The following is a 23,463-nucleotide window of genomic DNA, read 5'->3' as shown; positions in this document are numbered from 1 at the left end:
GAGAGGGCCCAGTGGTGACCATTCCCCGTCACAACTTCCCGACGGAGAACGCGGCCCGCGGCGTGGAGGTGATCACCCGTAGTGCCGGCAGGGCCGTCGAGGACCTGGAGGAGAACCCCCAGGTGTTCGAGCGGGCGCTCGGCATCACCCTGACGGTGGCCAAGTCGCGGTGTGCCCTGGACCCACTCTCGGGAGAGCTCCCGACGTGGGAGGCGTGGGTGACAGCCATGCAGGTCGGATCGGCAATGTTCGCCTCCGCCCGGACGGCGGAGGGAACGGTCCGGTGCCGTATCTCAGACAAGGACCGGGGCATCCCCGCCACCGGGCCCCAGCCCTACGCAGACGCCGGCAATTGGCTCAGCGCTTTCTACCTTGCGATCATCTGCCGTGAGCAAGACCGCATGACCGAGCTCTGCAGTGTCCCGGTCTCCCTCCTCCGGGAGTCCGGAGCCATCTACGACGAATACATCTACGCGTGGGTGGAGACCCTCCAGGCCTTCTGGCTGAACCGCCCCGGCCTGGGCGAAAAGCTGGTCGAAGCGGTCGAGGGCACCAAACCGGAGGCGGCCCGCATCGCCACCCCCGAGATGATGCTCAAAATCCTCTACCCGCCGCTCGAACTCCTCCACCGCTTCATCCGTCAGGACCACGCCCAGTTCAACGTCGCGTTGTCCGACGCGTTGACGTGGCACAAGGAGTTCTGGACAGCCGACGAGGACCGGGCCATGCGCAGCGACGGCCTCGTCGCCCTCGGCCCGCTGGCCATCGCATGCCTGGCGTTCGATTCCGGATACCCGATCGAGGTGCAGTCCGAGTATCTGCCGAAGGCGCTCCTGGAAGGGGCATGGCTCGGAGAGTTCCCGACCTGACGGAGTGGCTACGCCGGTGCTGAACACTCACACCACGGAAGTAGAAAGTTGACTCATCGAGGGCGGTTGGTTCCCCGGCCGGGACATCGGTCCGCTCGCGAACGAGCTGACACGAATGAGGGTCCGAGATGCCGCGCGTCAGGGAGAAACCCTCAAGCCGTCGGGCACGGCGGTACGCTTCATCCGCTCGTACGGTGACCTCGAGCTGCCGTTCCCCCGGAGTTCCCCCGAGGTCAAGTTGGTCCTCGACCCGACAGGCGGCTACGACGGAGACGCCGGGAACTTCGTCGAACTCGCGCAGAACATCGGCCGAAAACTGTTCCCTGGCGCCTTCGAGACCTACGAGTGCGGGATCTGGCTCATCGATGAGACCGGGCGCTTCTTCTACTCGCATCACACAGGCTTCTACTTCCTGGGCGAGAACGAGTACGAAGCGTTTGCCATGGCCTTGAGCGGCTGGACCCGCCCGGACGCCGAAGACTTCTACGTACCTACCTGACGACCGGGAAGCCACATGAAAGACGTCATAGCCCTCACCCCCAAGATGCCCGACTCCTGGGCCGTCGTGGCCGGGCTCTACGCGGGTGGGCCCGAGGTCGAGGCGGCCGGGGTGAATGGCGGGGCCGTCGTGCAGTTGCGGGCGGCGGACGGGCGGCCGCTGGTGTCCGTTGAGGCGCCGTTGCTCGTGCATGTGCCCGGGGAAGCCGAGCGGCTGCTCGGGGACGGGGTGGGGGCGCCGCGCGTCCCCTATTGGTGGACCGAGGTGCGGGCCTCGACCGCGTTGCCCGAGGCCACACCGCTCGCCGGGTCCGTGGCGGGGCGGCTGAGGATGCTGCTCGGCGGGGCGGTGTGGCCCGCCGAGGCCGCGTCGCTCGACGTCGTACCCGTGCCCTCCTCGCCGAACAGTGTCACCACCGAGGCCGGGCTCGCCGTCGACGTGCTCACCGACTCCACCGCCGTCGTCCTCGCCGACCGGCCCGTCGTCCCCCTCAACGCGTGGATGTCCGAGATCCTGCGGACGGTCGGCGCCGCCGGGCTCGCCCTCCAGATCGTCACGCCGCCCCATGTACGCCTCACCCTCCCCCTCCGTACCGCCCTCGCCGGTGCGCCCAACCGCTGGGTCGTGCAGGACAGCGGAAATCGCTACTACGACGGGCTCTCCGGTGCTGAACTCCGCTGGCAAGATGGGACGTTCACCCCGGCCCGGACGGACGACAGCAAGACCCCGGTGGCCACGGCCTTCACAGACGCCGCTCCCGCCACCGACCAACAGCTGATCGTCTCCTTCCGCGTCCTGCACGAGCACGTCACCGACGAACTCGTCCTCGGCAGCGCCCTCCGCACCGCCTGGACCGCGCTCACCGGCGCGGCTCCCGCAGGCTGGGGCACCGCCGAGCCCGTCAATCTCCCCTGGTCGACGGAGCAGTTGACCGCCCTCGCGCGCGAGCGCTCCCCCGAGCCCACCCACCTCCTCGCCGTCGGCCACCCCGGCCGTCCCGCGCTCGCCGGGCTCCGCGTCAGCCGCACCGAGGGCGGTGTCGCCGAGGACGTCACGCTCACCCTCGGCTACGGCCGGGACGAGACCCCGCCCCTCGACGCCGTCGAGCCCCTCGCCCGTACGCTCGCCGGCGAGCACGGGCACGGGCACGGCCTCGTATCGCTCCTCGTCTCCCTGCGCCGGGGCCGCCGCGACCTCACCGTCCCGCCGCGCTTCGAGGCCCCGCCGATCCCCGTCTCCTTCACGCTGGGCGCCGCCGACGTCCACCGGACCGGCCTCGACCACGCGCTCCGCCCGCCCCTCGACCTCACCCCCGTGCGCCTCGGGCCCGCCGTCCACTACCCGCTCGGCGACGGCACCGACGCCCGGGCGTGGACGGTGCTCCAGCGGCTGTCCGCCCACCTCAAGGCCGCCCACGCCGATGGTTAGGACCGATGGTTAGGGTGATGCGGTGATCGAGTCCCGTCCCCACACCCTGTTCTCCTTCGGCACGTTGCTGGACGAACGGGTCCAGAAAGAGCTTTTCGGCCGGTCCGTGCCCACGTCCCCGGCATCGCTGGCCGGATACACGACCCGCCCGATCCGGATCACGGACGAGTCCGTGATCGCCACCAGCGGCCTCGACGTCCACCTGACCCTGGAGCGCAGGATCGGCGCCGTGGTCGAGGGTGCCGTCCTGCACCTCACCGACGAGGACCTCGCCGCCGCCGACGACTACGAAGTCGACGACTACGCCCGCCGGCGCGTGTGCCTCTCCTCCGGGGAGACCGCCTGGGCCTACCTCGACGCGAATCCGCTCCGCCCGGCGCAGCGCATCGTGATCGTGGGCGACAGCATCGCCTACGGCCGCTGCGACCCGCAGGGCGGGTGGGCCGCGCGGCTGGCGGCCGCCCACATCGCGCGGAACGAGGCCACGCACCGGGTCTTCAACCTGGCCATCCCCGGCAGCACCCTCGCCGACGTCAGCGAGCAGACGCCCACGCTGCTGGCCCCTCGCCTGCCCGACACCCTCCTCGTCGCCGCCGGCATCAACGACGCGGCCGTTCCCGACGGGCTGACGCGTATCGCCGACAGCCTCGACTCCCTCGCCGCCACCGCCCTGAGCCACAACGCGCGGCTCGTCGTCGCGGGGCCGATATGGCTCGACGAGGAGCACGCCCCCGACTACGAGGGCCTGTGCTTCACCCGGGCCCGGGCGCTGGAACTGCGCGTGTCCCTGCGGGCCTGGTGCGACGCGAACCACGTCGACTTCCTCGACATGTGGGAGCCGCTGCGCGAGCGGGCCCATCTGCTCGTCGACGGTCTGCACCCCGGCCCCGAGGGGCACGAGGCGCTCCACCAGCACCTCGGCGCCATCGGCAGCTGACCCCTCTCGCTCACCTACGGATGCGCCTCCCGCTGGTGCCGCCCCATTGCGGTCGCCAGCCGGGTGGCCTCGTCGCGGTCGCCGGCCTCGACGGCCGCGTACCGGCCCTGCTTGATCTCCCAGCAGACCCGGCAGCGTGAGGGCGATTGCGAGTGCGCAAGCGCGGCCTCGCGTCGGCTGCGCTCGTTGACGTCCGCGACGCGGGCGCGGAGCGCGTCCCCCGTGACCGCCGGGCGCAGGTCGCCCGGCAGCGCCTCCCACTCCCGGCCGCCACCGGGAGCCCTGAGCAGCACCCGCCCGCCGACGACGGCCATGACCTCACCCACGCGGTCCCGCCCGACGTCGCGGACGACCGCCCCGATCTCAGGGGCGGTCACCGCGCGTTCTCCTGACGCGGGACGAAGTCGATGCCGTGCGCCGTGATCACCACGGTGTAGTCCGGCTCCGGCGGTTTCGCCGGGGTCCGTACCGCGCCGGCGGCACAGCGCGTACAGGTCCTACGGCTGGTTCGACTGGGCACGAACAGGGCTCTCGCCCAGCCGAACCAACGGAAGATAGAGTTCTCCACGTCGACGCTCCTAGAGCAGCGTTGGCCATGCCCCGGGGTCGTGTCAGCGGCCGCCGGGGCTTCTGGTTTGGGCACACGCGGGTGCCCAGATGACCCCACCGCAACGGTTACCCGTCCCGGCGAGGGCACGTGACGCAGCATGCCCGCCGGCCAAGGACGTCGCAACACAATCCAGCAATGTGCATACGCACGGAGGAATTCGCCGCCAGGGCAAGGGGCTTCATGCGCAACACTGGGCGCGTAAGCGCCTTCGCAACGCACCTGGAGGCTGGGTCATGCCTGCGATCCCCACCATCCGCCGCCGCATGCTCGGAGCGGAACTCCGTTCCCTGCGCGAGGGTCTGGGACACACGGCCGACGAGATGGCACGACGTCTCGGTTGGCACCAGACAAAGGTGAGCCGCATCGAGAACGGCCGCTCCGGAGTACGCATTCATGAGCTCGAAGCGATGCTGGATCTCTATGAGCTCACGGATCCCGAGGTTCGGGAGAGCCTCGTCAACCTGGCGAGGGAGAGCAAAGGGCGCATGTGGTGGACGCCCTACGCAGACGTGCTCGCCGAGCGATACACGTCGTACATCGCACTGGAGACAGAAGCCACCTCCAAGCGAACGTTCGAGATGACGCTGGTCCCCGGCCTGCTTCAGACACCGGGATACACCCGCGCCGTCATCAACGCGCTCGCACCCGACGCCAGACCGGAGGCCGTAGACGCCCTGGTGAACGTCCGCCTGGCTCGGCAGAGCGCCACCTTGCGCCGCGCGTCACCTCTCAACCTGTGGGCGGTCGTGGACGAGGCGGCCCTGCGACGTTCGATCGGTGGGCCGCACGTCATGCTCAAGCAGCTCCATCACCTGCTGGAAGCGTCGGAGGAAGCCAACATCACCCTCCAGGTTCTGCCGTTCGCATCAGGTGGCCACGCAGGGCTGATGGGATCGTTCACCATCCTTCAATTCCCCATCCGCAGCGATCTCGACGTGGTGTACACCGAGTCCGGTGTCAGTAACATCCGACTTGAGCGGCAATCCGACCTTGCGACCTACAGCCGAGTGTTCGACAAGCTGCATACAGCGGCGCTGGGCGTGACGCCGTCACGCAAGTTCATCTCCCACGTCGTGAAGGATCTCCAATGAGCCACAGCAACCGTTCTGACGTGGACCTGCGCGACGCCCCATGGCGCAAGAGCAGCTACAGCGGCGTCCAGTCCGACTGCCTTGAGATAGCCGACGACTTACCCGATCTCACCCCCGTCCGCGACAGCAAGAACCCTCACGGACCCGCCCTGCTCTTCGAGACCAGCGCATGGTCAGCCTTCGTCACAGGCGTTAAAACCGGGCGCATCGGTCATTGACGACCGTGTCCATCGCCTGTCGAAACACACCCGCCACCGTGGGCCTCGCTCTCGGGGCCGTTACCGCCGCCATCGCACGCGCCTCAGCCGCTGGCCTCGGCCGGGGGCCGACCGCCCTCTGCCATACTCATGCACCCTGAAGCTAATTCGTACACGCAGACACGGGTGGGGACATGAGCGCGAACGAGGCCGTCTACGACAAGACCGACGAGACCGACAAGACCTACGAGAAGCTGGTCGCCCTGCTCGACGAACGCGGCGCCGCCTATCGGGTGATCGAGCACGAGGCCGAGGGCGGCACCGAGGCCGTGAGCCGGTTGCGGGGGCACTCCCTGGAGCAGGCCGCCAAGTGCATCGTCGTCATGGTGAAGCTGGGCAAGAAGGAGAAGCGGTACGTGCTCGCCGTCGTGGCCGGCGACAGGCGCGTCGACCTCGCCGCGATCAAGGGGCTGCTCGGCGGGAGTTACGCCGGGTTCGCCTCGCAGGACGTCGCCGAGCGGCTCTCGCGGTGCGTGAGCGGGACGATCCTGCCGTTCTCCTTCGACCCGGAGCTGGAGCTGATCGTCGACCCGGGGCTGCTCGGGCACCCCGAGTTCTTCTTCAACGCCGCCCGTCTCGACCGCTCGCTCGCCCTCTCCACCAGCGATTACCTCAAGGTCGCGGAGCCTCGGGTCGAGGAAATCGCTGTCGCCTGACGCATACGGAAGCGCCCGGGCCGATCCTCGATCGGCCCGGGCGCTCCGGTGGGACGACGACAAGCCCTACGCCGCGCCCACCACGTCCTTCTCCTCCGCGAAGTGGCACGCCGACTCGTGCGCCGCCGGTGTCGACTTGCCCGCGAAGACCTCCGGCACCGCCAGCAGCGGCACCTCCTCCGCGCACTTGTCCTGCGCCTTCCAGCAGCGCGTACGGAAGCGGCAGCCCGACGGCGGGTTGGCCGGGGACGGCACGTCGCCCGTCAGGATGATCCGCTCCCGGCGCTCGCGCGCGTCCGGGTCCGGGACCGGGACGGCGGAGAGCAGCGCCTGGGTGTAGGGGTGCGTCGGGTGGTCGTAGATCTCGGTGTCCGTGCCGATCTCCGCCATCTTGCCCAGGTACATCACGCCCACGCGGTCCGAGATGTGCCGGACGATCGACAGGTCGTGGGCGATGAAGACGTAGGAGAGGTTGAACTCGTCCTGGAGCTTCTCCATCAGGTTGATGACCTGCGCCTGCACCGAGACGTCCAGCGCCGAGACGGGCTCGTCGCAGATGATGATCTCGGGGTTGAGGGCCAGGCCGCGCGCGATGCCGATGCGCTGCCGCTGGCCCCCGCTGAACTGGTGCGGATAGCGGTTGATGTACTCGGGGTTGAGGCCCACGACGTCCAGGAGCTCCTGGACCCGCTTGCGGCGATCGCCCTTGGGGGCCACCTCCGGGTGGATCTCGAAGGGCTCCCCGATGATGTCGCCCACCGTCATACGGGGGTTGAGCGAGGTGTACGGGTCCTGGAACACCATCTGGATGTTGCGGCGGACCGCCTTCAGCGCGCGCCCGGACAGCTTGGTGATGTCCTGGCCCTTGTAGAAGACCTCGCCGGAGGTGGCCGTCTCCAGCGTCATCAGCAGCTTGGCGACGGTGGACTTGCCACAGCCGGACTCGCCGACGATGCCGAGGGTCTCGCCCTGGTAGAGGTCGAAGGAGACCCCGTCGACGGCCTTGACCGCGCCGACCTGCTTCTTGAAGAGGATGCCCTGGGTCAGCGGGAAGTGCTTGACCAGGTTGCGCACCTGGAGGATCGGCTCACCGCGCTCGACGGGGGCCGCCAGCACCGCCTCGACCTCCTGGGTGGTGGACGCGTCGCTGACCTCCACCTCGGAGACGTTCGGCGTCGCGTCCACAGCTTCGTCCTTCTTGCTGCTCTCAGCCATGGATCGTCTCCTTCCAGAAGTGGCACGCGCTGCCGCGGCCGGCGAGCTCCGCGCCGTCCCGCTCGGTCACCTGGTGGAGGACCGGAACGTCCGTTCGGCAGCTGTCCTGCGCCATGGGGCAGCGCGGGTTGAACGCGCAACCGGCCGGGATGCGCAGCAGGTTGGGCGGCAGGCCCTTGATCGCGTAGAGCTCCTGGCCCTTCTGGTCCAGGCGCGGGATGGAGTCGAGCAGGCCCTTGGTGTACGGGTGGGCCGGGCGCTTGTAGAGCTCGTGGACCGGGGCGGTCTCGACGATCCGGCCCGCGTACATCACCGCGATCTTGTCGGCGACGTCGGCGACGACGCCCAGGTCATGGGTGATCAGGATCAGGCCCATGTTGAACTCCTGCTGGAGTTCCGCCAGCAGGTCCATCACCTGGGCCTGGACGGTGACGTCCAGCGCGGTCGTCGGCTCGTCGGCGATGATCAGGTCCGGCTCCAGGGCCAGCGCCATCGCGATCATGATGCGCTGACGCATACCGCCCGAGAACTGATGGGGGTAGTCGTCGACACGCTGCTTGGCGGCCGGGATGCGAACCCGGTCCATCAGCTCGATGGCCTTGGCCTTGGCCTCCTTCTTGGAGAGGCCCTGGTGCACCCGGTACATCTCGCCGAGCTGGTAGCCGACGCTGAGGACGGGGTTCAGCGAGGACAGGGCGTCCTGGAAGATCATGGCGATCTTCCGGCCGCGGATCTTCCGCCGCTCGTCGGCGGACATGGCGAGCATGTCCTGGCCGCGGAAGAGGATCTGGCCCTGCGGGATCTTCCCGGGGGGCATGTCGAGGATGCCCATGATGGCCTGCGCGGTCACGGACTTGCCGGAACCGGACTCGCCGAGCACGGCGAGGGTCTCACCGGCGTCGACGGTGTAGTTGACGCCGTTCACGGCCTTGGCGACGCCCTCGCGGGTGTGGAACTCCACATGGAGGTCGCGCACTTCGAGCAGCGGGACGTTCTTGTCGCCGTCGGCCGCCGGCTCGGGGGCGTTCGCGGTCTTCTCGGTCGCAGTGGTCACGTACGCCTCCCTCAGCGCAGCTTGGGGTCGAGGGCGTCGCGCACCGCGTCGCCGAGCATGATGAACGCGAGCACGGTGATGCAGAGCATGCCGCCGGGGAAGAACATCACATGCGGGTTGTCCCGGATGGAGTCCTTGGCGTCCGAGATGTCGATGCCCCACGAGATCGTCGGCTCGGAGAGGCCGAGACCGAGGTAGGACAGCGTGGCCTCGGCCGCGATGTAGCCACCGAGGGCGATCGTGGCGACGACGATGACGGGCGCGATGGCGTTCGGCAGGATGTGCCGGAACATGATGCGCCCGGTGCCCGCGCCCAGCGCCCGGGCGGCCGTCACATAGTCGGACTGCTTGGTGGTGATCACCGAACCGCGCATCACTCGTGCGATCTGGGTCCAGCCCAGGAAGGCCATGGCGGCGGCCACGACCCACACCTTCCGGTCCGAGAAGCTCACCAGGATGACCATCGAGCCGAGGAAGAAGGGGATGCCGAAGAAGATGTCGGTGAGGCGGGAGAGCAGCGAGTCGACCCAGCCGCCGTAGTAGCCGGCGATCATGCCGACCAGGCCGCCGAGGACCGTCACGGCGATGGTGACGAGCACACCGACGCTGATCGAGGCGCGGGCGCCGTAGACGACACGCGCGTAGATGCTGCGGCCCTGCTTGTCGTAGCCGAACCAGTCGGCCGAGAAGACGTCGCCGTACGACGGCTTGGTGAGGAAGTGGTGCGTGAGGTCGCCGTTGCGGGGGTTGGTGCTGGTGAACAGCGACGGCCAGCAGGCCATCACCAGCAGCAGCACGATCAGCAGCGCGGAGATCACGAAGAACGGGTTGCGCCGCAGGTCCCGCCAGGCGTCGCTCCACAGGCTGCGGGGCTTGCCGGCGGCCGCGGGAGCGGCGATGACGGCGGCCGTCCCGTTTCCGGCGGTCTCGGTCGCCGCCGTGCCGGAGGTCTTGGTCACGTCAGGCATACCGGATCCTCGGGTCCAGGACCGCGTAGAGCAGGTCGACGATCAGGCTGGTGAACAGGAAGACGAGGACCAGGACGGTGACGATCCCGACGGTGGTCGTGCCCTCGCCCTGGTTGACGGCCCGGTAGAGCTGCTGGCCGACGCCCTGGACGTTGAAGATGCCCTCGGTGACGATCGCGCCGCCCATCAGGGCGCCGATGTCGGTGCCGAGGAAGGTGACGACGGGGATCAGCGAGTTGCGCAGCAGGTGGACACCGACGATCCGGCGCCGGGGCAGGCCCTTGGCGAGCGCGGTGCGCATGTAGTCGGAGCGCAGGTTCTCGCTGATGGTGGTGCGGGTCAGCCGCGCCACGTACGCCAGCGACAGCGAGCCGAGCACGGCGCCCGGCAGGATCAGCTCGGTGATGTCCTCGGAGTTCCTGACGTTGGGCGTCACCCAGCCGAGCTGGACGCCGAAGACGGTCTGGAAGATGTAGCCGAGGACGAAGACCGGGACCGAGATCACCAGCAGGGTGAAGACCAGGACGGCGGTGTCCAGCGCCTTGCCGGCCTTGAGGCCCGCGAAGACGCCGAGGGTGATGCCGAGGACGACCTCGATGACGAACGCGACGACCGCCAGCCGGATGGTGACCGGGAAGGCCTCGCCCATCACGTCGGAGACCTGCCGGCCGCCGAAGGTCTCACCGAAATTGCCCTGGAACAGATCGGTCATGTAGTTCCAGTACTGGTGCCACAGCGGCAGGTCGAAGCCGTACTTGTGGCGCAGCGCCTCGACCTGGGCCGGGTCGGGCACCTTGTCGCCCCACAGCGCCTTGATCGGGTCGCCGGGGAGCCAGTGCACCATCAGGAAAATCAGTAGCGTGGTCCCGATGAACACCGGGATCATCTGGAGCAGTCGCCGCGCGACATAACGCCCCATCATGCCTCCAAGTCAGTCGCAGCCCGCGACGCCGGACAGCCTGACTTCCCTTGCGTGTGGGGGGAATTGCGGTGCCGGGGATGTGCGGGAGCGCCGGTGCCGCCGACGGGTCGGCGGCACCGGCCTTGCGGGTGTACGAGTACCTGGGCGTTGCCGCCCTCGGGGTTACTTCTGCTTGACCTGGATGGCCCAGAAGAGGGGCTCGCCGTCCTGGCCGTACTTGATCTTGTCGTACACCTTGGTGGACTGGCCGGAGTTCACGGCGTAGTACCACAGCGGGATGACGGGAAGCTTCTTGGTCAGGGCCTTCTCGGCGTCCTGGTAGAGCTTCACCGACTCGTCCAGGGAGTTGACGTTGTCCGCCTTGGCGGCGAGCTCGTCGAACTCCTTGTTCTCGTAACCACCCTGGTTGCCGTCGGCCTTGGAACCGTAGAGGTCACGCAGGAAGTTGGCGTTGACGGGGTAGTCGAGGTTCCAGCCCGACCGGTACAGCGACTTGACCTGCTTCTTCTCGCGGGTGTCGAGGTCCGCCTTGAAGTTCGGCTTGGAGTCGCCGACGCAGTCCACACCGGTGTTGGTGCGGATGCTGTTGCAGACCGCGTCGACCCACGGCTTGTGGTTCAGGTCGGCGTTGTACTGGATGGAGATCTTGTTGCCCGGGACGCCGCCGCCCTCCTTGATGAGCTGCTTGGCCTTCTCCGGGTTGAAGGTGCAGGCCTCGCCGCAGGAGTTGGCCTGGTAGCCCAGCACGCCCTTGGCGACGAAGCTGTTGGCCGGGACGCGGGTGCCGTGGAGGGTGTTCTTGGTGATCGTCTCGCGGTCGACCGCCATCGACAGGCCCTGGACGACCTTGTTGTCGATGCTCTTCCACTGGTCCGAGTAGTACGCGACGGCGACGTCCTGGATCGCCGAGTACTCCACCGTGGCGGCGCGGTCGCCGAGGTCCTGCTTGTAGCTGGTCAGCGAGGTGTCCGGGATCTGCTCGACCCAGTCGAGGTTGTCCGAACGGAGGTCGTTGTAGGCGGCGTCGGCGGTGGTGTAGTTCTTGAAGGTGATGCCGCCGTTCTTGGCCTTGTTCGGGCCCGTGTAGCCGTCCCACTTCTTCACAACGATCTTGTCGTTGTGCGCCCAGGAGTCGAACTTGTAGGGGCCGTTGCCGACCGGCTTCTCACCGAAGCCCTTGGGGTCCTTGAAGAAGGCCTGGGGCAGCGGCGCCCAGACGATGTACCCCAGCTTGTAGTTGAAGTACGGGACCTTGTTCTTGAGGGTGACCGTGAACTCGTTGTCGTTGACGACCTTCAGGCCCGACATCTTGTCCGACTTGGGCTCCGCGCCCTTCTCCGCCGGGTGGAGGTCGTCGAAGCCCTCGATGTCGCTGAACCAGTTCGAGTTGATCTGGTTGTTCTTGGTGTTGGCCGACCAGTTCCAGGAGTCCACGTAGGACTGCGCGGTCACGGTCTCGCCGTTGTGGAACTTCCAGCCCGGCTTGAGCTTGACCGTCCAGTGCTGGGCGTCCGAGGACGTCACCGACTCGGCGTTGACGTTCACGATCTTGGCAGTGCCCGATTCGTACGTCACCAGCGTCGAGAACAGGGTGTTCAGCACCCGGTGACCCTGGCTCTCCTTGGCATTCGCCGGCTGGAGCGGGTTCTGCGGCTCGTTGGTCTGAACGGTGATCGTCCCGTTGGGGTCGACCTTTCCGTCCGTCAGACCGCCACCGCTGTCGCTCTTGTCACCGCCACAGGCCGTCGCGGCCATCGCCACGACTATCGCGCACGTGACCCACTTGGCGCTCCTGGCACCGCGCATGGGTTTGCCTCCTCAAGAGTCCACTTTTCGCTACAAGTGAGGCGCCGGTCCCCCGCTGACACCCCTGACAGCGAAAGACGGAACCGGCACCTCGAGTGTGCTCGTGAGTCGGCGCTCCCCACAGCGCGTGACCCATTGACCCGAGCTCAGTGACCCCACTATTTATTACGACCGCCCTTTAAACCACTCTTACTGGGTCTCGCTTTGGTCACATCGATCATCGCGAGTCGTTCGAAATGCGGACAAAGACAGCACAGACAGACACCTACGAAACGGACTGTTAACACGACATCCGGAGCGTGAGCCCCGCTATCCGGACGAAAAACGCCGTCGGGCCCGGCACCGGAGGAGTTCCGGTGCCGGGCCCGACGGTTGGGGCCTGAGCGTGCGTCAGCGCTTGGCGCGGGAAGCCGTGCGGCCGCGCTCCTTCTGGTCCAGGACGACCTTGCGGATGCGGACCGCCTCCGGGGTCACCTCGACGCACTCGTCGTCGCGGCAGAACTCCAGGGACTGCTCCAGCGACAGCTTGCGCGGCGGGACGATCGCCTCGAAGGAGTCGGCGGAGGAGGAGCGCATGTTGGTGAGCTTCTTCTCCTTGGTGATGTTGACGTCCATGTCGTCGGCGCGCGAGTTCTCGCCGACGATCATGCCCTCGTACACCTCGGTGCCCGGGTCGGTGAAGAGCACGCCGCGCTCCTGGAGGTTCGTCATCGCGAAGGCGGTGACGGCACCGGCGCGGTCGGCGACCAGCGAACCGTTGTTACGGGTCTTCAGCTCGCCGAACCACGGCTCGTGGCCCTCGTGGATGGAGTGGGCGATACCGGTACCGCGGGTGTTCGTCAGGAACTCCGTGCGGAAGCCGATGAGGCCACGGGACGGGACGACGAACTCCATGCGGACCCAGCCGGAGCCGTGGTTGGACATGTTGTCCATGCGGCCCTTGCGGGTGCCCATGAGCTGGGTGACGGCGCCCATGTGCTCCTCGGGGACGTCCACCGTGAGGCGCTCGACCGGCTCGTGGGTCTTGCCGTCGACCTCCTTGGTGACGACCTGGGGCTTGCCGATGGTCATCTCGAAGCCCTCGCGGCGCATCTGCTCGACCAGGATGGCCAGCGCCAGCTCACCGCGGCCCTGCACCTCCCAGGCGTCGGGGCGCTCGGTGTCCAGGACGCGGAGCGAGACGTTACCGATCAGCTCGCGGTCCAGACGGTCCTTGACCTGGCGGGCGGTGACCTTGCGGTCCTTGACGGCGGACTTGGCGTCCGCGCCCTTGCCCGTGCCGCCACGGCCGACCAGCGGCGAGGTGTTGGTGCCGATGGTCATGGAGATCGCGGGCTCGTCGACCGTGATCAGGGGCAGCGCGACCGGGTTCTCCGGGTCGGCCAGGGTCTCGCCGATCATGATGTCGGGGATACCGGCGACCGCGCAGATGTCACCGGGGCCGGCGACCTCGGCCGGCTTGCGGGTGAGCGCCTCGGTCATCATCAGCTCGGTGATGCGGACGTTGGAGACCGTGCCGTCACGCTTGATCCACGCGACGGTCTGGCCCTTGCGCAGCTCGCCCTGCTCGACGCGGAGCAGCGCGATACGGCCGAGGAAGTTGTCGGCGTCGAGGTTGGTGACGTGGGCCTGGAGCGGCGCGTCGTCCTCGTACGTCGGGGCCGGGACGTGCTCCAGGATCGTGGAGAAGAACGGCTCCAGGTTGGTGCTGTCCGCGGGGACGGTGCCGTCCTCCGGCTTGGTCAGCGACGCGATGCCGTCACGGCCGCAGGCGTAGACGATCGGGAACTCGATCTGGTCCTCGTCGGCGTCCAGGTCGAGGAAGAGGTCGTAGGTCTCGTTGACGACCTCGTCGATGCGCGAGTCCGGGCGGTCCGTCTTGTTGATGCACAGGATGACCGGCTTGCGCTGCTGGAGCGCCTTGCGCAGCACGAAGCGGGTCTGCGGCAGCGGGCCCTCGGAGGCGTCGACGAGCAGGACGACCGCGTCGACCATCGACAGACCGCGCTCGACCTCGCCACCGAAGTCGGCGTGGCCGGGGGTGTCGATGATGTTGATCGTGATCGGGTCCCCGCCGTCCTTGGGGTGGTACTTCACCGCCGTGTTCTTGGCGAGGATCGTGATGCCCTTCTCACGCTCCAGGTCGTTCGAGTCCATGACTCGGTCGTCGACGGAGTCGAGCTGGTGGGCGGCGAAGGCGCCGGCCTGCTTGAGCATGGCGTCGACGATGGTCGTCTTGCCGTGGTCGACGTGGGCGACGATGGCGACGTTACGAATGTCGTGGCGCGTGGGCATACTTGCGGCGCTTCTCCCGGAATCGTGGATGGCGGCGCGTACGGTCCGGTACGCGTGCCTTGCCGGGCAGATCACGCCACGGCCTCACTCCATGGTACGGGGCGCCGCCGCGATTGGCTTTCCGGGACCGGGCTCAGCCCTGCTGACCTGCGGTTTCATCCCCCGGAGACGGGGGCCGGAGCCCCCTCACCGCTCGAAGCCGATGTCCTGGTAGCGGGGACTGGCCAGCCCGAAGGCGCCGGCGTTGACCACGGTCCGCCGGGCCCCCACCAGCTCCGGCCGCTGGTACAGCGGCAGGGACGCCGCCACGGCCCAGATCCGCGCGTCCGCCCGGCCCACGAGATCACGCGCCGTGTCGGCGTCGAGCTCCGTCGAGGCCGCTTCGAAGAGGCGGTCGATCTGGTCGGTACCGACGCGGGTGTAGTTCTGCTCGACGACCAGGGAGCCGTCGGCCGCGGGCTGGGGCTTGGCGAAGACGGGGCGGGCGTCGGTGGCCGGGAAGGGGCCGGTGGGCCAGCCGTAGAGGGCCAGGTCGAAGTCGCCGGAGGCGATGTGGTCCTTGAAGAAGCCGCCGTCGTCGACGGCGACGAGCTCCGTGCGGACCCCGATGGCGTCGAGCTGGCGGGCGATCCGCTCGCCCACGGCCCGCAGCGGCTCGGCGCCGCTGCCCTTGGGCAGGAGGAGGCGCAGGACGAGCTTCCTGCCGTCCTTGAAGCGGGCGGGGGCGGCCCCGGACTTGCCCCCGTTGTCGTACGCGGTGCCGTGGCCGGCCTTGCCGTCGGCGACGGCGTCCGCGTTGCTCTGGTCGTCGCCGCCGTCGCCCTCGTCGTCCCCGTCGTCGCCCGTACCGCCGCCCGGGGCGGGCACTCCGCCGCCGCCGTCGGCCTTCTTCGCCGGGCCGGCGCCGTGCCCCTCCTTCCAGCCCGCGTCGGTGAGCAGGGCCATGGCGGCGTGGGGGTCGACGGAGCCGACGGCGTCGCTGTTGTCCTCGTAGCCCGGCTGCCCGGCCACCAGGAGGTGGCTGCCCAGCGGCGCGGCGGGCAGGCCCAGGGGGGTCAGGACGTACTCGGCGATGGCCTTGCGGTCGACGGCCCGGGCGATGGCCCGGCGGACGCGCTCGTCCGCGAGCGGCCCGGAGGCGGCGTTGAGGGCCAGCTGGGTGTAGGCGGGCTCCAGGGACTTGCGGACGACCAGGCCGCGCAGGGCGGTCACATCGGCGGCGGCGGGCTTGTTCGCGCCGTCCAGCCGGGAGCCGTCGGGGCGGGCCCGGCCGCCGCCCGGTGCGGAGGGGCTGCCGACGACGGAGGGGTGGCCCGCGGGCGGGGTCACGGGGGAGCGGCTGCCGGTGAGCCCCGGTGACCGGCCGTCCTTGTCGGCCCTGCCCCTGTCGGCCTTGTCCTTGTCGGACTTGTCCTTCGGCGCGGCGGTGACCTTCATGATGCGTTCGGCGGCGGCCGGGGTGAGCTCGGCGAGGTCGGCCCTGCCGCTCGCCAGCGCCTCCACGCGCTGCTCGCGCGGCACGGCCCGCAGCACCAGGTTCTCCAGCCGGGCGGGGTCGCCCCACCAGCGGGGGTTGCGGGCGAGGGTGAGCGTGCCCTGCTTGTCGTCCCGGGCGGCGACCCGGAAGGGGCCCGCGGCCTGGGGCGCCTCCTTGCGGAGGGAGTCGTTGAAGGTGCCGCCGGCGGCCATGACCGACTTCGGGTAGAGGGGGGTGAAGAGCACGGGCCAGTCGGCGAGGTTCTTGGCGAAGGTGACCTTGACCTCGCGGTCGTTCGCGCCGCGCTCCACGCGGTCGATGCGGTCGTAGCCGGCGTTGTGGGCCGCCCAGAAGGCGCTGTCCTTGCCGCGCAGGGCCTTCCACTGGGCCTCGAAGTCGGCGGCGGTGATCGCGCTGCCGTCGCCCCAGACGGCCTTGGGGTTGAGCTTGTAGACGACGACCTGCCGGGGGCGGCGCTGGGTGACGGCGGCGGAGACCAGGTAGTCCGGGTCCCGCTGCGGGCGACCCCGCTCGTCGAGGGTGAAGAGGGTGGGCAGCACCGCGCCGGCGACCCGCTGGGTGGCCGCGTCCGCGTCGGACTGGAAGGCGTTGTAGGTGGCGGGCAGCGCGTCGACGGCCCAGGTCAGGGTCCCCCGGTCGGCGACCTTGGCGCGGGGGACGGCCGCGATGTCGCGGGGGGCGGGCGGGCCGGCGTCGTCCTCCTCCCCACCGCCGCCGGAGCAGCCCGCGAGCAGCGGCAGGGGCAGCAGCACGGCGGCCGCGAGCAGGACGGCCCCCCGGCGCGGACGGCGGGACGCTCCCGGCCTGTCACGACGCGTACGGCGGGAGCGGACGGCGGAACCGGGCCCGGGCGGGGGCGACGGCGGGGACGACATGGGTGCCACGCGTGGCATGGGTGCTCCCTCCGCCGGACCGGTCCGGGATCGTTCGCGGCCGGCGCGGTGGCGCCGCGCCGGGGCGTCTGCTGCCGCCCACTGAAAGCGACGGCCCGTTCGAAGCCGTGCCGACACGTCGCCGCCCCGGCCGAGGCCACCCACTCGGCCGAACGATTCGCCAGCCAAAGGGGCGGCGGTGAACGCGTTCCGCCATTGGCGCGATCGAGGCGGCTATCTTCCCCTCGAGGGGTGTGACGCGCGACACTCTCTGTCGCATGACCGGGCGCCACCCGCCATCACCGAAGCGGAAGGCCACATCATGTCCGTCAACGATGACTTGAACGCGATTCAGCGCAGCCTGGACGAGCTGGGCCGCTCGGTGGACCGGCTGGAGCGGCAGCTGGGCAAGGGCGGGCTGGAGGTGCGCCGGCTGCGCACCCACTCGGAGCATCTGCGGGACGATCTGGCCCTGCTGCGCGACAGCGCCGGGCGGCCCGGGCGGCAGCAGCCGATCGAGCAGATCCAGCAGATGGTGCAGGTCCCCGACGCCCCGTACGACGCGTCCCTGTGGCGGGACGCGGACGAGGAGGGGCTCGGCTCCCGGGTCCGGCGCGCCCCCTAGCGGCTCCCGCACGGCGGAGAGTCCACCTACCCACTCCTGACCGGAGTCCCCCTTGGCCACTGGTACCGACCCCGAAACCACCGCCGCCGCGGGCCGGGCGCCCGCGCGCGGCGTCCACCACTCCTCGCGCGCGGCGATCCCGGCTCCCCATCTGCGCGCCGACCGCTGGTGGCTGTCGCCCGCCGTCACGGCCGCCGGGCTGCTCGCCTTCGTCGCGTACTCCACCTGGCGCGCCTTCGCGGGCGCCGACTACTACGCGGCCCCCTACGTCTCGCCCTTCTACTCCCCCTGCCTCGCGGACAACTGCGTGCCGATGAAGGGCGGGGCGGACTGGGGGATCGTCGGCTCGTGGTGGGGGCTGTCGCCCGCCCTGCTGGTGCTGATCTTCCCGCTGGGCTTCCGGCTGACCTGCTACTACTACCGCAAGGCGTACTACCGGGGATTCTGGGCCTCTCCCCCGGCCTGCGCGGTGCCCGAGCCCCACAAGAAGTACACCGGCGAGACGCGCTTCCCGCTGATCCTCCAGAACGTCCACCGCTACTTCTTCTACTTCGCGGTGATCGTCGCGGGAATCCTCACCTATGACGCGATCCTGGGCTTCCGCGACGCGGACGGCGCCTGGGGCCACATGGGCCTCGGCACGCTCGTCCTCCTCGCCAACATCGGGCTGATCTGGGCGTACACCCTGTCCTGCCACTCCTGCCGGCACATCGTCGGCGGCCGGCTGCGCAACTTCTCCAAGCACCCCGTGCGCTACCGCATGTGGGGCTGGGTGAGCGCGCTCAACGCCCGCCACATGCAGCTGGCCTGGGCGTCCCTGGTGAGCGTGGCGGTGGCGGACCTCTACGTCTATCTGGTCGCGAGCGGCGCCTTCAGCGACCCGCGCTTCTTCTGACATCCGTCCGGCAGACGCGCGCTTCTTCTGACAAACGAACAAAGGGACCTTCTTTCACATGACTCGGGTGGACCGGCAGTCCTGGGACGTGGTCGTGGTGGGCGCGGGGGGCGCCGGGCTGCGGGCGGCGATCGAGGCGCGCGAGCAGGGGCTGCGCTGCGCGGTGATCTGCAAGTCGCTGTTCGGCAAGGCGCACACGGTGATGGCGGAGGGCGGCATCGCCGCCTCCATGGCCAACGTCAACCACAACGACAACTGGCAGGTGCACTTCCGTGACACCATGCGCGGCGGCAAGTTCCTCAACAACTGGCGGATGGCCGAGCTCCACGCCCAGGAGGCCCCCGACCGGGTCTGGGAGCTGGAGACCTGGGGCGCGGTCTTCGACCGCACCCCGGACGGGCGGATCTCCCAGCGGAACTTCGGCGGCCACGAGTACCCGAGGCTGGCGCACGTCGGCGACCGTACGGGCCTGGAGCTGATCCGCACCCTCCAGCAGAAGGTCGTCTCGCTCCAGCAGGAGGACGAGCGGGAGTACGGGGACTACGAGGCGCGGCTGAAGATCTTCCAGGAGTGCACGGTCACACGCGTCCTCAAGGAAGGACGCCGGGTCTCCGGCGTCTTCGGCTACGAGCGCGAGTCCGGCCGTTTCTTCGTCATCGAGGCGCCGGCGGTGGTGCTGGCGACCGGCGGCATCGGCAAGTCGTTCAAGGTGACCTCGAACTCCTGGGAGTACACGGGCGACGGGCACGCGCTGGCCCTGCTGGCGGGGGCGCGGCTGGTGAACATGGAGTTCGTGCAGTTCCACCCGACGGGGATGGTCTGGCCGCCGTCGGTAAAGGGCATCCTGGTCACCGAGTCGGTGCGCGGTGACGGCGGGGTGCTGCGCAACAGCGACGGCAAGCGCTTCATGTTCGACTACGTGCCGGACGTGTTCAAGGAGAAGTACGCCGAGTCCGAGGCCGAGGGCGACCGCTGGTACACCGACCCGGACAACAACCGCCGCCCGCCCGAGCTGCTCCCCCGCGACGAGGTGGCGCGTGCCATCAACTCCGAGGTCAAGGCGGGGCGGGGCTCCCCGCACGGCGGGGTGTTCCTGGACGTGTCGACGCGGATGCCGGCCGAGGTGATCAAGCGGAAGCTGCCGTCCATGCACCACCAGTTCAAGGAGCTGGCGGACGTGGACATCACGGCCGAGCCCATGGAGGTCGGCCCGACCTGTCACTACGTCATGGGCGGGGTGGAGGTGGAACCGGACACCGCCACCGCGGTGGGCGTGCCGGGCCTCTTCGCGGCGGGCGAGGTCGCGGGCGGGATGCACGGCTCCAACCGGCTGGGCGGCAACTCCCTCTCCGACCTGCTGGTCTTCGGGCGGCGCGCGGGGCTGTACGCGGCGCGGTACGCGGCCGCCTTCGCCACGGAGGCGGCGCCCGTCGTCTCGGACGCCGATGTCGAGCTGGCGGAGGCGGAGGCGCTGCGGCCGTTCGGGGCGGAGAGCCCGCGGGGCGCCGGGCAGGTACCGGAGGGCGCGGCCGAGAACCCGTACACCCTCCACCAGGAGCTCCAGCAGGCCATGAGCGACCTGGTCGGGATCATCCGCCGGTCCGGGGAGATGGAGGAGGCGCTGCACCGGCTGTCCGGGCTGCGGGCGCGGGCGCGGCGGGCCGGGGTGGAGGGGCACCGGCAGTTCAATCCGGGCTGGCACCTGGCGCTGGACCTGCGGAACATGCTGCTGGTCAGCGAGTGCGTGGCCCGGGCGGCGCTGGAGCGCGAGGAGAGCCGGGGCGGGCACACCCGCGACGACCACCCGGGGATGGACCGGCGGTGGCGGCGGATCAATCTCGTCTGCCGGCTGGCCGACGAGTCGGCCGAGCCCGCGGCGGCGGATTCCGCGCTGGGGCTGGTCCGGCTGGAGCGGCAGGAGGCCCAGCCGATCCGGCCGGACCTGCTGGAGCTCTTCGAGAAGGAAGAACTGGCGAAGTACCTGACCGACGAGGAGCTCACCTCATGAGTTATCAGGCCCGCTTCAAGGTGTGGCGGGGCGATGCGGACGGTGGCGGCCTCGCCGACTTCGAGGTGACCGTCAACGAGGGCGAGGTCGTCCTGGACGTCGTCCACCGGCTCCAGGCGACCGTGGCGCCGGATCTCGCGGTGCGCTGGAACTGCAAGGCGGGCAAGTGCGGTTCGTGCAGCGCGGAGATCAACGGCCGGCCCCGGCTGATGTGCATGACCCGGATGTCGGTCCTCGACCCGGCGGAGACCGTCACGATCACCCCGCTGCGGGCCTTCCCGGTGGTGCGGGACCTGGTCACGGACGTGTCGTACAACTACGCCAAGGCGCGCGAGGTGCCCTCCTTCGTCCCGCCCGCGGAGCTGGGGCCCGGGCAGTACCGGATGAAGCAGGAGGACGTGAACCGCGTCCAGGAGTTCCGCAAGTGCATCGAGTGCTTCCTGTGCCAGAACACCTGCCATGTGGTGCGGGACCACGAGGAGAACAAGCAGGCGTTCGCCGGGCCGCGCTTCCTGATGCGCGTCGCCGAGCTGGACATGCACCCGCTGGACGCGGCCGCCGAGGCCGGGGTCGACCGCAGGAAGGGCGCCCGGGAGGACCACGGCCTGGGCTACTGCAACATCACCAAGTGCTGCACCGAGGTCTGCCCCGAGCACATCAAGATCACGGACAATGCCCTGATCCCGCTGAAGGAGCGGGTCGTCGACCGCTCGTACGACCCGCTGGTGTGGCTGGGGAACAAGATCGGGCGCCGGAAGGCACAGGGCGCCGGATGACACAGGGCGCCGGAAGGCGTGGCGACCCCCCGGCTCCGCCATCCGGCGTAGCCGGGGTACGCCCGACCGGGCGCACGACACCCGGCGCATTTCGGCGGCGTGCGTGACGGCGGAGGCGCCCGCACATGGGCGTGAACACCCTCCGTATAACCTCGCGCGCCCCCGGTAGCGGGTCAACCAATCCGGTCATACGCTCCAAAACGTGACGCGGCTTTCGTGGGGGTACGGGCCGAGGGCGCCGGGCTGGGCCATGATCTGCGCCCTCGTCGCACTGTGCGCCCTGCTCCTGCCGACCGTGCCCGCCTCGCGCGCCGACACCCCGCTGGACCTGGACGCCGCCGGCCGGATCACCGACACGGTCGGGGCGCTGGGCAAGCGGCGCGCCCAGGTCGAGATGGCCCTGGAACGGCTGCACACCGACCACCACGTCCAGCTCTACGTCACCTACGTCCATGACTTCTCCGGCCGCGCGGCGCACGCCTGGGCCGACGCCACGGCCGACCGCAACGGCTTCGGCCCCCACGACATCCTGCTGGCCATCGCCACCCACGGCGGCCAGTACGCCGTCTCGGCCGACAAGCTGTCCGGCTTCCGCAAGGACCAGCTGGAGCTGGTCGCCACCGCCGCCATCGCCCCCGCCCTCAAGGAGCACGACTGGGCGGGGGCCGCCATCGGCGCCGCCGACGGCTACCGGTCCGTGCTCCGGGGCGAGCCGGTCCACGCCCCCGTCATCAAGCCCGGCACCAGCGACCCGGGCGGCGACGGCCTGCTCCCCGGCCACCGCGCGGTCTGGGTGCCCATCGCGGGCGGCGCCCTCGTCCTCCTCACCGGCTTCGCCCTGCGCTCCCGGCGCGCCCGCGCCGCCCGCCGCCGCCCCGGGACGGCCCGCGCCCGCCCGGCCATCGCCACGAGCACCGAACCGGGCCTGGCCCGGCTGGCACAGCCGCTCACCGCGCTGCCCGACCTGGACGCCGAGGCGTCGGCGAACCTCGTCGACACCGACGACGCGGTCCGCACCAGCGCCGAGGAACTCCGCTTCGCCACCGCCCAGCTGGGCGCGGCCGCCACCCGGCCGTTCGCCGAGGCCGTGGCCTACGCCCGGAGCGAGCTGGCCGACGCCTTCCGGCTCCGCCAGCACCTGGACGACGCCCCCTACGAGGAGGAACGGATCCGCCGGCACGCTCTGGACGAGATCTGCTCCCGCTGCACCAGCGCCAACCGGCGGCTGGACGCCGAGTCCGCGGCCTTCGACCGGCTGCGGGGCCTCAAGGCCAACGCCGCCGCCATCGTCGACCGCGCCGAGGCCACCGCCCGCGCCCTCACCCCCCGCGTCGCCGCCGCCGAGGCGGCGCTCGCCGCGCTCGCCCACTGCCGCGCCGCGGGCGCCCTCGCCCCCGTCGCGGATCACCCCGGGGAGGCCCGCGACCGGCTCTCCTTCGCCGACACCGCGCTCGCCGAGGCCCGTACGGCCCTCCTGGTGGCCGACCCCGACCACGCCGCGGTCTCCGTGCGCGCCGCCGAGGCCGCCCTCTCCCAGGCCGCCACCCTCACCACCGCCGTGCTGCGCCACACCCACGCCCTCACCGCGGCCACGACCCGGCTCCACAGCGTCCTCGCCGAGGCCTCGGGCCGGCCCGAGGCGGCCCCGGCCCTGAAGGCCGCCCGCCGGGCGATGGCCCACGGCCCCTACGACCCCCGGGAGGTGCTGCGCCTCCTCGACGAGGCCGTGACCGGCGAGGCGCGCGCCGCGCGCACGGTCCTCACGGCCCGCGCGGAGGTGTCGGCGGCACGCGACTACATCGGCACCCACCGGGGCGCGATCGGCTGCCGCGCACGGACCCGGCTGACGGAGGCGGAGCGGCACATCGGCCTGTGCGGCGGGCACGACATGGCGACCGCCGTCGCGAAGGCGACGCGCGCCATGGCGCTCGCGCAGCAGGCGCGGGCGCTGGCCGAGGACGACGTCCTGACGTACGGGGCGTCGTACGACGACGAGTCGGCACCGGCACCGGCCCGGGCCCTCGGCGGGGCACTGCTCGGGGGCATCATCCTGGCGGGGCTGCTGCCGGCGACATTCGGCGGCGGAGCGACGCGGGGCAGGCTGGCGGGGTGAACAAGGTGCGGCCCGGTGGGCCGGTTTGTGCCCACCCGTTCCGCCCTGCGGAACGATTGCCCACAAACC

The 23,463-nt window shown here is 70.2% G+C and carries 21 protein-coding genes; 12 read left to right on the top strand and 9 right to left on the bottom strand.

Features of this window, described 5'->3' with window-relative positions; translation table 11 throughout:
• Positions 1-14: 14 nt before the first annotated feature.
• From ACFYZR_RS06505 to ACFYZR_RS06490, 4 genes are read left to right on the top strand one after another with little or no spacing between them, the layout of a single operon-like run.
• The gene (locus tag ACFYZR_RS06505) at positions 15-869 is read left to right on the top strand and encodes an immunity 49 family protein (RefSeq protein ID WP_391905845.1); all 855 of its coding nucleotides are present in this window, start codon (positions 15-17) and stop codon (positions 867-869) included.
• A gap of 55 nt (positions 870-924) precedes the next feature.
• A complete protein-coding gene (locus tag ACFYZR_RS06500; protein ID WP_391906061.1) occupies positions 925-1,368 on the top strand; it encodes an SUKH-3 domain-containing protein in 444 nt (147 codons plus the stop codon).
• A gap of 15 nt (positions 1,369-1,383) precedes the next feature.
• Positions 1,384-2,796, top strand: a complete 1,413-nt coding sequence (locus tag ACFYZR_RS06495; RefSeq protein ID WP_391905842.1) for a DUF6177 family protein — start codon at positions 1,384-1,386, stop codon at positions 2,794-2,796.
• 22 nt (positions 2,797-2,818) lie between these two features.
• The gene (locus ACFYZR_RS06490) at positions 2,819-3,733 is read left to right on the top strand and encodes a GDSL-type esterase/lipase family protein (protein ID WP_391905839.1); all 915 of its coding nucleotides are present in this window, start codon (positions 2,819-2,821) and stop codon (positions 3,731-3,733) included.
• Positions 3,734-3,747: 14 nt separating this feature from the next.
• On the opposite strand, the gene ACFYZR_RS06485 is transcribed toward ACFYZR_RS06490, so the two are convergent.
• The gene (locus ACFYZR_RS06485) at positions 3,748-4,110 is read right to left on the bottom strand and encodes a hypothetical protein (protein WP_391905836.1); all 363 of its coding nucleotides are present in this window, start codon (positions 4,108-4,110) and stop codon (positions 3,748-3,750) included.
• Positions 4,107-4,301, bottom strand: coding sequence for a hypothetical protein (locus ACFYZR_RS06480; protein ID WP_391905833.1), 195 nt, complete (start codon positions 4,299-4,301; stop codon positions 4,107-4,109). The genes ACFYZR_RS06485 and ACFYZR_RS06480 overlap by 4 nt, the downstream gene beginning before the upstream one ends.
• A 275-nt stretch (positions 4,302-4,576) precedes the next feature.
• On the opposite strand from ACFYZR_RS06480, the gene ACFYZR_RS06475 reads away from it, so the two are divergent.
• The 3 genes from ACFYZR_RS06475 (at position 4,577) to ACFYZR_RS06465 (ending at position 6,347) form a co-directional block, all read left to right on the top strand.
• Positions 4,577-5,434 (top strand): helix-turn-helix domain-containing protein, encoded by an 858-nt coding sequence (locus ACFYZR_RS06475; RefSeq protein WP_391905830.1) that lies wholly within the window; start codon positions 4,577-4,579, stop codon positions 5,432-5,434.
• Entirely contained in the window at positions 5,431-5,652 is a 222-nt protein-coding gene (locus ACFYZR_RS06470; protein ID WP_391905827.1) for a DUF397 domain-containing protein, read from the top strand. Before ACFYZR_RS06475 ends, ACFYZR_RS06470 begins: the two co-directional genes overlap by 4 nt.
• Positions 5,653-5,825: 173 nt before the next feature.
• Positions 5,826-6,347 (top strand): YbaK/EbsC family protein, encoded by a 522-nt coding sequence (locus ACFYZR_RS06465; RefSeq protein WP_391905823.1) that lies wholly within the window; start codon positions 5,826-5,828, stop codon positions 6,345-6,347.
• Between the two features lie 66 nt (positions 6,348-6,413).
• Here the strand turns inward: ACFYZR_RS06465 and ACFYZR_RS06460 are convergent, their stop codons facing one another.
• The 7 genes from ACFYZR_RS06460 to ACFYZR_RS06430 form a co-directional block, all read right to left on the bottom strand.
• On the bottom strand, positions 6,414-7,562 hold the full coding sequence (locus tag ACFYZR_RS06460) for an ABC transporter ATP-binding protein (RefSeq protein WP_391905820.1): 1,149 nt from the start codon (positions 7,560-7,562) through the stop codon (positions 6,414-6,416).
• Positions 7,555-8,616, bottom strand: a complete 1,062-nt coding sequence (locus ACFYZR_RS06455; protein WP_391905817.1) for an ABC transporter ATP-binding protein — start codon at positions 8,614-8,616, stop codon at positions 7,555-7,557. Before ACFYZR_RS06455 ends, ACFYZR_RS06460 begins: the two co-directional genes overlap by 8 nt.
• 11 nt (positions 8,617-8,627) lie before the next feature.
• Entirely contained in the window at positions 8,628-9,584 is a 957-nt protein-coding gene (locus ACFYZR_RS06450) for an ABC transporter permease (RefSeq protein WP_391905814.1), read from the bottom strand.
• A complete protein-coding gene (locus ACFYZR_RS06445; protein ID WP_189451621.1) occupies positions 9,577-10,503 on the bottom strand; it encodes an ABC transporter permease in 927 nt (308 codons plus the stop codon). Before ACFYZR_RS06445 ends, ACFYZR_RS06450 begins: the two co-directional genes overlap by 8 nt.
• A 165-nt stretch (positions 10,504-10,668) precedes the next feature.
• Positions 10,669-12,312, bottom strand: coding sequence for an ABC transporter substrate-binding protein (locus ACFYZR_RS06440; RefSeq protein ID WP_391905811.1), 1,644 nt, complete (start codon positions 12,310-12,312; stop codon positions 10,669-10,671).
• 390 nt (positions 12,313-12,702) lie between these two features.
• Positions 12,703-14,607 (bottom strand): translational GTPase TypA, encoded by a 1,905-nt coding sequence (gene typA, locus ACFYZR_RS06435; RefSeq protein ID WP_391905808.1) that lies wholly within the window; start codon positions 14,605-14,607, stop codon positions 12,703-12,705.
• 186 nt (positions 14,608-14,793) lie between these two features.
• On the bottom strand, positions 14,794-16,998 hold the full coding sequence (locus ACFYZR_RS06430; RefSeq protein WP_391905805.1) for an ABC transporter family substrate-binding protein: 2,205 nt from the start codon (positions 16,996-16,998) through the stop codon (positions 14,794-14,796).
• Positions 16,999-17,299: 301 nt separating this feature from the next.
• Between ACFYZR_RS06430 and ACFYZR_RS06425 the strand changes: the two genes are divergently transcribed.
• The 5 genes from ACFYZR_RS06425 (at position 17,300) to ACFYZR_RS06405 (ending at position 23,394) form a co-directional block, all read left to right on the top strand.
• Positions 17,300-17,602, top strand: coding sequence for a hypothetical protein (locus ACFYZR_RS06425; RefSeq protein WP_391905803.1), 303 nt, complete (start codon positions 17,300-17,302; stop codon positions 17,600-17,602).
• A 52-nt stretch (positions 17,603-17,654) separates the two neighbouring features.
• Positions 17,655-18,497 (top strand): hypothetical protein, encoded by an 843-nt coding sequence (locus ACFYZR_RS06420; protein ID WP_391905801.1) that lies wholly within the window; start codon positions 17,655-17,657, stop codon positions 18,495-18,497.
• A 58-nt stretch (positions 18,498-18,555) separates the two neighbouring features.
• A complete protein-coding gene (locus tag ACFYZR_RS06415) occupies positions 18,556-20,505 on the top strand; it encodes a fumarate reductase/succinate dehydrogenase flavoprotein subunit (RefSeq protein ID WP_391905798.1) in 1,950 nt (649 codons plus the stop codon).
• Complete coding sequence (locus ACFYZR_RS06410) at positions 20,502-21,281, top strand: succinate dehydrogenase/fumarate reductase iron-sulfur subunit (protein WP_391905795.1); 780 nt, start codon at positions 20,502-20,504, stop codon at positions 21,279-21,281. Before ACFYZR_RS06415 ends, ACFYZR_RS06410 begins: the two co-directional genes overlap by 4 nt.
• Before the next feature lie 202 nt (positions 21,282-21,483).
• Positions 21,484-23,394: a TPM domain-containing protein gene (locus ACFYZR_RS06405; RefSeq protein ID WP_391905793.1), complete on the top strand. Its 1,911-nt coding sequence runs from the start codon at positions 21,484-21,486 to the stop codon at positions 23,392-23,394.
• The last annotated feature ends 69 nt before the right edge of the window (positions 23,395-23,463 follow it).

It is taken from the genome of Streptomyces sp. NPDC001678 (assembly GCF_042892945.1).
Lineage (GTDB): Bacteria > Actinomycetota > Actinomycetes > Streptomycetales > Streptomycetaceae > Streptomyces.
This window is presented reverse-complemented; position numbering and strand designations above follow the sequence as displayed.